Source organism: Streptococcus infantis (assembly GCF_047464415.1).
In the GTDB taxonomy this organism is placed as follows: domain Bacteria; phylum Bacillota; class Bacilli; order Lactobacillales; family Streptococcaceae; genus Streptococcus; species Streptococcus infantis_AE.
The window spans coordinates 66,154-78,466 of record NZ_JASHBX010000001.1 but is presented as its reverse complement, the minus strand read 5'-3'; the positions used below and the strand labels follow the sequence as shown (position 1 = coordinate 78,466).

Here is a 12,313-nt window from a genome sequence, read left to right as displayed (position 1 = left end):
ATGTCTAATTATCGTAGAACATCAAAACCCAAAACAGAACACATCAAAAAAGGATTTACTGTTTTTCAAAAAACGATAGCTACTATCGGTAGTATTCTGGGGCTGATTACTGCAAGTATCACCATCATGAATGCTATGAATAATAATAACAACAATAACTCTAAAAAAGAAACTACGACAACCCAGACAACTGTCATAAAAGAGATTCAAAAGGAATCTCCTCAAGAGAATACTACTCCAAACAAGGACAATACTTCTACAAAAGAAAACACACAAGAAGAAACAACAACTCAATCTAGTAGCAGTGCAGAAAGTAAGAAAGAAGATACTAGCAGTAAACAAGAACAACCGACTGTTCCTTCATCTAGCACTCAAACAACAGATACAAAAACGTCTACTACTAATGGAGCTTCCTAAAAGAACGATCTAACAGCCAGTGATTGAATCGCTGGTTTTTTATTGCTATCTTCAGCATTTATCAGCAAAAGTTGATCTTTGCAACAGAAAAATGATCAGCCTTTAAACCAATCATTTTTTGAATATATTTTATACTCAATGAAAATCAAAGAGCAAACTAGGAAGCTAGCCGCAGGTTGCTCAAAACACTGTTTTGAGGTTGTGGATAGAACTGACGAAGTCAGTAACAAATATACGGCAAGGCGACGCTGACGTGGTTTGAAGAGATTTTCGAAGAGTATTAGCTAAAAACTAAAAATAGATAGTTTAAAATAGATACCAGTACTAGAACTCCGTTATTTAGCAAATGAACAGCTATAGAATCAAGAATATTCCCTCTACGAGCGTAGGCTAAGTAAAATATCACTCCCAGTAAAAAATAAGTTAGAAACTCTATCGGATAAAACATATGCAGGTAGCCAAAAATCGCAGAACTTATTAGCAATTTCAACCACTTTTGATCTTCTTTAAAAAAATAGTGGCTGAAGAATCCTCTAAATACTAATTCTTCCATGATTGGAGCAAATATACCAATTGCAAAATGAAAGGCGATGAAAAACAGAGGAAAAACACGAGTAACCTGCTCGCTTGTAGCCAGCAAGGCAGCATCGTTAGCGGATGTTGGATTTCCAGTAACTACTTGGATCAGGAGGGTACCTACAATCGCTACTAGTCGAGTAGCCACATAAAATAAAAGGGCTATTCCAAAATCCTTCCAGGTAAACTTGAAAGCCTTCTGCTGATTCGGAATTTTCTTTTTATATTGTCGCCAAACAGCAACTAGCAAGAAAGTAGCCAGTACCAAATACCCAATACTAGTCGTCCACTTTAAGGACAGAGAACTAGAGTCTTCGAGAGCCAACATTCTCATGGGAAATGTATTTACATTTATAATCAGTAAGATCATTCCTACAAATTTTAAACTATTTTTCAACTTTTGCAAACCACTACCTCTTCTTTCCTGAACTCCAGCATCTCTAGTTACTAACGATGCTCATCTATGCTTTCTTTCCTCTTTATGGATTTCTACTCCCTTAATCAAGGATAGTAATACAAGGATAACCCCAATATCTAATTCCGAGAATGTATTTGAAATAAAAAAGAATACTGATAATTCAACATTCTTTTTAAGTATTATTTGCAAAAAACAAGATATTTTGTCTGTTTAGCTACCAAAAAGATACCATAGTTTTTTTATTTCTATCGTCTTTAATACATTATATTCCGTTCGACAAACTTGAAGTTGTTTACTTACAGTACTCCTCTATTTTGTAGCTATATTCTTTTAGAAGTCTCCGTGAATAAATTTTTTTATTTTTTGAATCTCTAACCTCTTTCCAAAGGATAGCTGCAACTTTTAACTTGTTGGAGTATTGATTGCTAAATTCATCTGCACAGAAGTCTTTTAGAAATTGATTCCATTGGCAAGCTGAATTATCATACTTGGCGTAGTCTGACTCTCCATAGTATATTTTAATCATATCTTGGATTGTGAAATTTATGTTGCTGTCCCGTTTTACTTTTCGCCAAGCTGTTGCCATATCAGCATTAAATTTAAACGGATTAACACCTGTTACAGCTGAAAAATAATCACGAAATTTCTGATTAAAGGAAAACCCACATTCAAGTAATGATGTATTTAGGGTTATTATTTCGGTTTGATTTTTGTTTCTTTTCCTCAAAAATTTTTCCACTCTATTTCCCTTAAAATATTGTTCTATAATATGATTTAATTCTTTTTTTGTACATCTGTATTCTAATCCAAGGTACTTACAAATTTGTGAAAGTTCTTCTCGATACCAGTAGTATCTGTTAAATTCTTCAAATGATTTTATATCTCTAAAATCAGGTCTATTTTCCCAGCGTTTAATAAATGCTTTATCTTGCTTTTTTTGTTCCCGGATATTATTCACTTTGTGCTCTCCAACTACCACATTATTTTGATTTATTTAATAAATCCTTTAAAGTGTTAATAATTTTGTTTTTATCTGTTTCTGTCAATTCATACTCTCTCAATAAACTAACAATTTCTTCTAGTCCGTCATCACGTCCTTTTAAAAACTCAAAAGATGTACCAAAGATTTCAGCTAATTTTTCTACTGTTTCATCTTTCGGATTTCTCCCTCCGTTTTCCCACCTAGCGTACTGAGCTTGAGCTACACCTAACTTTTCAGCAACTTCTAATTGAGTAAGTCCTGCATCTAGTCGGGCTTTTTTTATATTGTCTTTTAACATTTTAAGATTCCTTTCGTTTTTCTATTGACTTATAACCATTTTGGTTGTATTATACTTATATAACCAAAATGGTTATATAAAAACAAAGCATACAAAATAAGTGATACTAGTTAACTTTATGAGTATGCAAAAACACCCCAGAAAGCTCTGCAAAGCGTTCTGAGGCTTTCGTTTAAAACCAATACAATTATACTAAAATGGTAATAAAAAGTCCATAAGAAGCGAAATATGGCTAGATTGAGGATATTATGACATCAACACAATTGGCATTTCAAAACAACAAAATTAACAATACTCATTCTTTTTATTCGCCTAGTTTAGAAGAATATATTCAAGTAAATGATAATGAATTTGAAGATATTCGAAATGAAGAAATTGAGCTTAGAGCACTTGAATTGCTCTCGCAGTTTCTAGACAAGTATTTTAGCTAATTTTTAAACCAATTAAATTTCTAAATTGATCAAACTACCTCCATCAGCGAATAAATACAAACCCAAGCAGGCTTGCGCTAAGGGATAGGCATATTTATTAAATTTCATAGATACTCCCCAAAGCTTTCTAACAATAAATGAATAGAATAACTTCTTAGTCTTGCTCACAAGAGAACATCAAATTTCAGATGTACTTTTCTCTACTAGCTACCTCTAAAACCAAACTAATAATACTCTTCTGATTAACTTGTAAGATCGGTTTTATTCTTTTAGGGTTGAACCAGACTACTGAATTACTAAATCATGTTTAGGAACAATCATAGTTTAGCATTTATTTCCAGGAATAGATTGCTCTTTCTTAAATTGTCATCAAAACATCCTAAATGGTAGTAATTGGCTTGCGGCTTAAGGACTTCGTTAGGAGTTCGAAATGTTTTATCCAAGGAACTTCAATGGGCATCAGCTTCCTCACTTTAAGAAAAAGCGAACAAGACCAGCTTCTGTTTATCAGAAAACTAGTTTTGTCCGCTTTTTATATTCGAGATTAGTCTCTTGATCCAATCTCTATGACTTATACTCTTCGAAAATCAAATTCAAACCGCGTCAACATCGCCTTGCCGTACTCAAGTACAGCCTGCGGCTAGTTTCCTAGTTTGCTCTTTGATTTTCATTGAGTATTAGATGCTTTTACATCATCTTATTCGTCGTCTTTTTTCTTTCCCATAGCAAAGAGACCAAGAAGTGCACCTACAACACCAACGGCTGCAAGACCAGCATTTTCTTTAGTACCTGTCTCTGGGAGCTTGTATGGATGACTTGCAGGTGCTTGGTAGGTCTTATCTTGTGACATAGCAAGAGTTACAAGAGACTGCTCATCTGTGTATGCTGGAGTTTCACGTGTAGTTGGGGCTGAACCATTCACACTTCCAGTAAATTCTTGAACTTCATGAGTAGTTCCTTCTGATCCATTTACGTGACCAGTGAACTCTGGGACTTCGTGGACAGCTGCTTCGACACCATTCACCCCACCAGTATATTCTGGGACTTCGTGGACAGCTGCTTCGACACCATTCACCCCACCAGTATATTCTGGGACTTCGTGGACAGCTGCTTCTGCTCCATTGACACCGCCTGTGAATTCTGGGACTTCTAATACTGGTGCTGGAATCTTGTCTGCTTCTACCGTAGCTTCAGTATACTCTGGTACTTCATGGATAGCCGCTTCGACACCATTTACGCCACCGGTGAATTCTGGAACTTCTACTACTGGTGCTGCTTCATCACCTGCTGTGCCAATAGCTTCAGTGTATTCTGGAACTTCATGAACAGCTGCTTCGACACCATTTACGCCACCGGTGAATTCTGGGACTTCTAATACTGGTGCTGGTTCGTCCCCCTTGCTTGTAGTTAAAGCTGGTTTCTCTGGTTCTTCTGGAAGCTCTTGGTGGAAGGTCGTCATTTCGTAAAACTCAGGTTTGCCACCTTCCCAAACAAGTTTGACATCTAACAATGGCGCTTTTTCTCTCACTGCAAATGTTTGGAAGCTTGAGGTAATTTCACCTAGTTCTGACCAAGCATCTGCTTTATCTTCTTTCAGAGTACGAGCAAGCACACGAGCTTTCATTCCTTGAGGAATACTTGAAACAAGGCGAATATGGTTAGCGTCTGTTGGTTCTGACAAGTGGTAGACAAGCTCACCTTGTTCTTTCTCAGCCTTGTAGCTTGTCAATACTTTGCCATCTACAAGGTTAGTGTAAAGGTTGCCTTGGCTTTCACCGCTGTTTCCTTCTACAGTTGGGTCATTGATTGGTTTCACGAATTCGCCATCATTGATCACCAACTCAGTGAAGCCTACAAAACGAGCATCGTAGTCTGCTGTAAATAGAACGCGGAGGTAGTTGGCTTTAACTGGGCTTGAAAGTTCACCCTCGATATAGCGATTTCCTGGCATCTTAGAATCATGTGTCCAGCCATCTGTCAAGGAGTCATCACGTGTTTCATTAGCAACACCGTCACCAACTGTCACAACATCCGTCCAAGTCTTACCATCTTGACTGACTTGAATCTTACCATCACGGAGATAGTTTTGAGTGCCATCTTGGATGTAAGCTCTAATCTTCTTAATATCACGTTCGCTACTAAGTTTCAAGGTAATATGACCGTCTTTACGAGCATAGTCTGAGAACTCTACAAAGTTATTGTAGACACCGTCAAACAATTGATCCAAGTTCTTGATCTTACGAACGTCGTTTCTACCGTATGTTGGGTGGATTCCCATTGATGTAGAATCAAGTGTGGTTGGCTGAACTTCTTTTGTCTGAACAAGTAGAGAAGTTGCTGTCACTGCTTGTTCTTGGTCAGTCTTATTAACCAGACGAACATAACGTACCAAGGACTTATCAGTCACTTGATTAGCTGGATACCATTCTTGGGCATTTGGAGAGTATTCCAAGTTGAGAGATGGATTTTCTGTACCAAGTGCTTGAATGCTTTCAGCTTGGTGTAGACGATCAAGCTTCATACCCAAGTAGCTATTAGCTGGAAGCTTAGTTCCGCTTGGAATTTGAAGGTCATAACGGCCTAGGCTGTCATAAACTGGAGTTGACTTCAAGCTCTCAACGTTTGTATCAGTCAATTCGCTATTGCCTGCACGTGTTTCAACTGAGAAGTCAGCGATACGCCACCATAGGTTGATGTTCTTAGTATTGCGAACACGAACGTAGCGAGCTGAAATTGGAGTTTCGATTTCTTTTGTTTGTTCACCAGTCAAGCGATCCAACTCTTGCCATGAGCTACCATCTGCAGAGTATTCAAGAACACCTTCTGCCAATTTATCTCCTGATCCTTGAACCAAACGAACCTTGGTCACAGGTTTGACTTCACCCAAGTCAAGTTGTACCCAACCATTGACTGGAGTTGTGTCTGTTCTATCAGCATTTGCAAGCATGGCTTCAGTATTATCACGTCCGTCTGTAATCTGACCAACTGTTGTGTTGTACTTGTACATAAGATTTGGACTGATAGTCACAGTGGCTGACTGTTTAGCACGAGTAACTTCTACAGGGCGGTTAACAGCAATTTCTCGTACAGCAAACCAAGTATTTCCACGATCTGAAGTCGCAATCATACGAACAGCTTTGGCGTTGATGTTGAGGTTTTCAAATTTAAGCAGAGGCTCATTACCAGTGTAGCTTGGTTCTGAAAGGGTTACCCACTCATCATTTTCATTGAGGTATTCAACCTTAGCGTTGTTGAAGGTATCGCGAGGATTTGCTTGAGTTCCCATTGCAAATGTCAAGTTTTGAACTGGAACAGCCTTGTTAAATTTCAAACCAATGTAGTCACCAGTTTGAATGCTGTTTGGTGATTTGATCAAAGCATGTGTTCCTAAATCACCATCAGTCACCTCAGCCAATCCACCTTCGACACCAGTACGGTTCGTGATAAAGGTACTAAGGACTTGGTCAGGATGCAAGGCTTTTTGAACTTCTGTTGCGAGGATTTCACGAAGTCCAAGCAAGAATGGACGGATATGTTGAACACCCAACTCAGCTCTCTCATCATGGTCTACATAATGGAAGGTATAAGTTTGTGATTGTTCGTAGAGTTTCAAGCCCTTATAGTAGCTATCCCAAAGTTTTGCAGAATCGTTCTTTTCGATAGCTTCTGTACCATCAAGAAGAGCACTCAAGGCGTCCATTTGGTCGATGGTATTATCCAACCAGTAGTGGATTTGAGCACGCATCTTTTCATCACCAGATGCTTTATAAAGTTGAGCTGCTGCTTTTAGTTTAGCAAATTCTGCACGCAATCCTTCACGCTCTGCACCGACATCTTGACCAGCTTTTAGCTTAGTCATAAAGGCATCTAATTTCGGTGCTAGTTCAACAGACTCTTCCAATTTCACAACACGACCATCCATGTTTTGGTTGATCATATGTTTACCAAGCTCACGGAAGGCAACTGATGCTTCGCTATCTGTAAACTTACCGTTTTCAACAAAGTTGAAGGCGATGTCATTTACTTTCTTAGCTTCTTCTTCTGATTTCCATTGTTTCCATGCGTATTGAGCTGCAGAGAAGAGGGCAATCTTCGATGGCTCAGATTGTTGCATTGGGTTCAACATGATACCTGAAAGGAGACTAGGATCTACATTTGGATGAAGGAATTTCTCACCGCCACCCAAAATCAAGTGTTGTTTAGAGTTATCTGTAACAGGCCAGTTTACCCATAGAGAAACTGGACTGTAGGTCTTACCACCTGCAGTCAGGTTGTTCTTAAGGTTAGAAAGGAAGTTTTCTGATACTTCACCCCAAATCTTACCACCAGTAAGGGTCATAGAAGTTGAAGTTGGAAGGTTTTCATTTAGAGATTTCAACTCATCTTCACGTCCATTACCCCAATATTGACCTGGAACGAAAATCATTTCCTTACGAAGACCAACATAAGTTGCTTGTTTTTCAGTCAACCAGTCTGTCATGTCCTTCATCAAGCGGTTGTAGCTATTGTAGCCACCAACTGGACTTGGAGCGTCATCGGCCAAAATACCGAACTCACGAACACCGACATCCATCAATTGAGTGAATTTAGCTTTAATAGTTTCAAGGTCTTTTTGGTAGTCAGCATCGTTACCAAAACGGATACGGTTGTTCATGAATGGGTGGATGGTCCAAACATAACGAGTCTTGTTTTGGTTTCCGACACGTGCCAATTCACGGATTTCAGCTAATTTTTCTTCTGGATAAAGTTCACGCCATTTCTTGTTGTGATATGGATCGTCTTTTGGTGCAAAGAAGTATTGGGTCAACTTCAAGTCACCACCATAACGCATCAACTCAGCACGATCAGCATTGCTCCAAGGGTTACCATAGTATCCTTCGATAAAGCCACGGTTCTTAATTTCAGCAAAGTCTTCAACTGTTACGTTACGCAAGACTGGAGCTTCACTTTCATTAAGCATGTGTTTGAGAGTTGTCAAACCGTAGAAGACAGCATCTGTATCCTTACCGACGATAGAGATTGTATTATTCTTGATAGACAAGGCATAGGCATCAATCTTATCAAAGAGTCCTTGAGAAATACCAGATACTTCTTTTTCAGCCTGTGAATTTTGGCCATGAACACCAAGGTAGATGTTGGTAGCACCTGCCACTGCTGTTTGACTACTTGTGTAAGAGATTTGATGATCTTGTAGGACACTCTTCAAGCGGTTACGAGTATAGATATCTAATTGATCGCCCATGACAAGATTGACTTGTTTATGGAGTTTCGTAACACCTTCATCATAAGTTACTTTTTGTGGTGTTGGGAAGACCTTGTACTCTTTCTTGAGATAATCCTGACTTTGAGCTGCTGCGGCAACTGCTTCGTCGCTTGTAGGTTTCGTAGCTACAAAGCTATCAGCAAGTTCAGTTGTACCATCGCCCATTTCCTCAACTTTAGGTTTTTCTGGAGTTTCAGGTTTTTCTGGTGTCACAGGTTTCTCTGGACTAACTGGCTCTTCCATCTTGTTAGAAGAAACTGGTTTAAGAAGTTGAATTTCTGCAGCACTACCAAATCCTGCAGCACCAGCTAGAACTTTAAATTCTACCTTATCGGTTTCAATGGCATCAAAGTTAACTGTTTTCTCTTTGGCATTGTTTTCCCAAGTTCCTGAAGCAACTTTAACCATTTGACCATCTTTTTGAGCATAGATTTCATAAGATGTCACAACACCGTTGCCTCCACCTGGACGTGGAAGATAGGTCAAGCCATTGACTGTTTCAGCTGCTTTCAAGTTCATTGCCACTGTAAATGGAGCCTGATGACCAGACCATTTTGAATGCCAGAAAGTATTTGGATCATTGTCAAAGGCTTTTTCGACTGGACCTTCTGCATTGGTTCCTGGTAATTCTTGACTTGTTGCAGAAACTGTAAAATGGTCATTTGGAATCAAACGTGGGTTTACAAATGCTTCATTTGACAACTCAGCACTATGCAAGATTCCTTTAAAGCCACCGATTGTTTCAAGTGGAAGTACCAAGCTATTATGGGCCAAACGTGGATTAGCTGGATTTGCAATTCGTTCAACCTTTTCACCGTCCACATAAACTTCAGTCACTTGAGGTTTGGTTACAACAGAAATTTGATAACGTTTGTTCTTTTCAAGTTTCTTGTTAAATTGAATATGAAATTGTTCAAAAGTATAGGCAAGGTAGCCATCTTTGTCCGCAAGATAGAGTTGATTGTTTCCACTTGTTGAGAAGGTTTGCTCGCCATCACCAGTCACTGTCACATCCAATTTCAAGACATGACTTGGTCCAGCATCACCAACTAGGCCTTCGATAGTGCTATCTTTTTCGAAATTCAAACCTGCTTCAGTCTTCTGTACTTTCTTAGCAAGATAATCTTTGACAGTATCAGGATTGATCTTGAACAAGTCTTCTTCAGCTACGGTCTTATCTGGGTTAGATTGTGGTGCATAAACACTTGCTGGTTGAACACGTTCTGCATAGGTCTTGGCTGCACGGTCTGAACCCCAAGTGCGTTCTGCAGTTGATTGCATACTCTTGAAGAAGCGTTTAAAGATATCGTAAGAAGTGAGTCCAGTTTCATGGAGGTCAATGTTATCATTCCAGACCGCATGACCACCACCAAGGATATTTGGATTAGAGGCTTCTAGACGTGGTCCTCCACCTGTTGAGAAATCATTTGGTGTCCAGCGATTGTATTGAGTTTCATAGTTTGCATAATCTCCATATCCACCTTGACTATTGCTACCACTTGGAACACTATAGGTTGGAATATCTGTGATATTGATAATCTTAGCACCTTGAGCAATTGCGGCAGCTGGACGTTGCCATCCAATGCTCCAAATATCGACTTCTACATCTTTCCAATCGACCGGCGTAGTTCCTTGTTTGGCACTGAGGGAACCCCAAATACGTGGTGTTAAGCCTTTGCCTTTGATGTACTGAATCATATCGTTGACATAGCGACGATAGCTTTCTGGATTTCCATAGTATTCATCTGTACCGATATGAACAGTAGAAACACCATGAAGTGGTGCGTCTTCTCCATCCAACAATTTATCATAGACTGATTTGACAAAAGCAAGAGTTTCTTCGTACTTGTTATCCAAGTCTAGCATAGCCACGCGCTCTACATTATGTTTTCTCGCACTAAGCTGACCTTTATACATCAAGTCTGGACGGACTTTAACAAATGAAAGGGCGTGACCTGGAGTGTCAATTTCAGGAACAAGGTTGATATGCAAAGCTTTTGCCCACTTGATAATATCTTGCATTTCTTCCTTGGTGTAGTGCTCGTCAGATGTTAATTTTTCACCATTTTCACCGACAACATCAGTCTCTACACGGAAGCCTGTCTTAGCTTTTTTGAGGACATAGTCTAGTTCTTCATCTTGAGAAAGATTTTTACCAGCCAAGTGATCTTTTAAGAAGATATAGTTGTCATTCAAGTGCAACTGAAGATCGTTCATCTTGTAGTAAGCCATGTTGAGCATGATATCTACAAGTGTATCATAAGGGATAAACTTACGACCTGTATCTAGCATAAAGCCACGGTGGCTGAAGCTTGGGAAGTCACGGATTTCACCATTCTGTAAGTCTTTTTCTCCCATCTGAAGGAGAGTACGGGTTGCATAGAAGGCACCTGTATTTGTTGCAGCTTCTACTGTGATAACTCCATCTTTAATGGTGATGCCATAGCCTTCTTTGCCATATCCCTTGTCTTCAACTTTTTTAAATTCAATCCGTTTTTGAGCTGTTTGATCACCTGTAGCGATTTCTAGCCCACGACTTTCAAGGTCAGTCTGATAGAATTTAGCTTCTTGACCAAATCCAGAATCGCCAACTGAAATCACGGTATCAGCTGTAATAGAAGTTTTGCCTTCAGTTCCATACCATTGTTGAACTGCTGGAGCAACTGCTGGTTTAGTGCCAACGCCTTCGTCTGCATGTAATCCTTTAATAAGGACTTCAAATTCTTTTGTGAAGGTATGAGTATCCTTGACTTGTTGGACCATGACCTTAACAGTTTGGTCTGTTAAGGGTTTATAGATTTTGTTATTTAGGTCAACAACCCCCTGTTTGTTGCTACCAATCAAGCTGACTTGACCTGGTAATTTAGGTAAAACAAGTGATTTCCCATCTTCAGCAACCACTAATTCTGTGACTTGGCGAATATCTGTTGGTTTGCTAGCGTCTGGAATGTTTGAGTAGGCACGAATTTCTTGAATCCCAACATTTTTCCAATTCATTGTACCAGCTTGATAGTCTGTAATTTCAAGTTTGAGGTATTTAGCTTGGATAGCTTCTTTCAAGTCAATTTTTTCATCAAGAAGAGGATTCCCTGTTCTTTGATAAGCCAACTTCCATTCTTTAACTCCTGAACCATTCACATCATCCTGGCCAGCGTAATAGAGGTTCCATGATTTGATATTTGGATCATTTTGTTCACCACGAACGCGGCGGTCCCAATCAATCTCAACATGCTTAATCACTGTTGTCTTTTCAAGTGTAAATTCGATTGTTGGTTTCTCAACGTTTTGGTCAGTAGCCCAACGAGTGTCAGGTTTTCCGTCTATCGCCTTTTCTGCTGTGTATTGTGTGTTGGCTTCATGGTTTGATGCTGTAGCAGAAGCTTTTTCTAAATGATTGACATCTGGTGTATCTACTATATCTTTAGTCGCAGGACTTGCAGCTGGTTTCGCCTCAGAAGCTGCTTCCTCTTTAGGATTTGTAGTTGGTTTTGAAGCTACTTCTTCCTTAGGAGCAGGAGTTTCAGTTGGTTTTGGAGTAGTTGTTTCAGCTGCAGTTGCTCCAGTTTCTGACCCTGCAGGTTGTTCATCTACAGTTCCAGCACTTGCTTCTGCTTTTTCAATAGCTGCTGCTATATCTGCTGGCAGTTTATCCAGAGGCTGAGCTTGTGTTACCGTACCTTCTGTCTCTGCATGTCCTTCTGTTTCAGCAGCCTGAACTGCACCAGCACCAAAAATGCTAGCACCAATCATAACAGAAGCTGCGCCGATTGTAAATTTACGTATACTGTAATGACACCGTTTCTCAAAAAAATGTTTTCCCATTTTTTCCTATTTCCTTTCATACGCTCACAAGGAGTAAGCGCTCTCATTCCCCTTTAAAAAAAGAGAGGACCTAGAGGGTCCTCTCTGGGTTTTCTTTTTCTCCACG

At 39.5% G+C, this 12,313-nt stretch carries 6 protein-coding genes; 2 read left to right on the top strand and 4 right to left on the bottom strand.

What is annotated here, in order from left to right; translation table 11 throughout:
* On the top strand, window positions 1-417 hold the full coding sequence (locus tag QM460_RS00335; RefSeq protein WP_045763795.1) for a DUF6556 family protein: 417 nt from the start codon (window positions 1-3) through the stop codon (window positions 415-417).
* Window positions 418-697: 280 nt separating this feature from the next.
* Here the strand turns inward: QM460_RS00335 and QM460_RS00330 are convergent, their stop codons facing one another.
* From QM460_RS00330 to QM460_RS00320, 3 genes are all read right to left on the bottom strand, one after another.
* Window positions 698-1,399: a lysostaphin resistance A-like protein gene (locus QM460_RS00330; RefSeq protein WP_414288759.1), complete on the bottom strand. Its 702-nt coding sequence runs from the start codon at window positions 1,397-1,399 to the stop codon at window positions 698-700.
* Between the two features lie 304 nt (window positions 1,400-1,703).
* On the bottom strand, window positions 1,704-2,360 hold the full coding sequence (locus tag QM460_RS00325; protein WP_256263276.1) for an SAP domain-containing protein: 657 nt from the start codon (window positions 2,358-2,360) through the stop codon (window positions 1,704-1,706).
* A 31-nt stretch (window positions 2,361-2,391) separates the two neighbouring features.
* Window positions 2,392-2,691 carry a helix-turn-helix transcriptional regulator gene (locus QM460_RS00320; protein ID WP_049488992.1) on the bottom strand — a complete coding sequence of 100 codons (300 nt, stop codon included), beginning with the start codon at window positions 2,689-2,691 and terminating at the stop codon, window positions 2,392-2,394.
* 248 nt (window positions 2,692-2,939) lie between these two features.
* Here QM460_RS00320 and QM460_RS00315 point away from each other — a divergent pair, with 248 nt between their 5' ends.
* Window positions 2,940-3,122: a hypothetical protein gene (locus tag QM460_RS00315; protein WP_049488991.1), complete on the top strand. Its 183-nt coding sequence runs from the start codon at window positions 2,940-2,942 to the stop codon at window positions 3,120-3,122.
* Between the two features lie 697 nt (window positions 3,123-3,819).
* Here QM460_RS00315 and QM460_RS00310 read toward each other — a convergent pair.
* Window positions 3,820-12,207 (bottom strand): SIALI-17 repeat-containing surface protein, encoded by an 8,388-nt coding sequence (locus QM460_RS00310; RefSeq protein ID WP_414288756.1) that lies wholly within the window; start codon window positions 12,205-12,207, stop codon window positions 3,820-3,822.
* Between the last annotated feature and the right edge of the window lie 106 nt (window positions 12,208-12,313).

What these genes read in the sequence shown, in the direction of transcription:
- QM460_RS00335 (WP_045763795.1), top strand. Translation starts at nt 1, where the DNA reads ATGTCTAATTATCGTAGAACATCAAAACCCAAAACAGAACACATCAAA.
- QM460_RS00320 (WP_049488992.1), bottom strand. Translation starts at nt 2,691, where the DNA reads ATGTTAAAAGACAATATAAAAAAAGCCCGACTAGATGCAGGACTTACT.
- QM460_RS00315 (WP_049488991.1), top strand. Translation starts at nt 2,940, where the DNA reads ATGACATCAACACAATTGGCATTTCAAAACAACAAAATTAACAATACT.
- QM460_RS00310 (WP_414288756.1), bottom strand. Translation starts at nt 12,207, where the DNA reads ATGGGAAAACATTTTTTTGAGAAACGGTGTCATTACAGTATACGTAAA.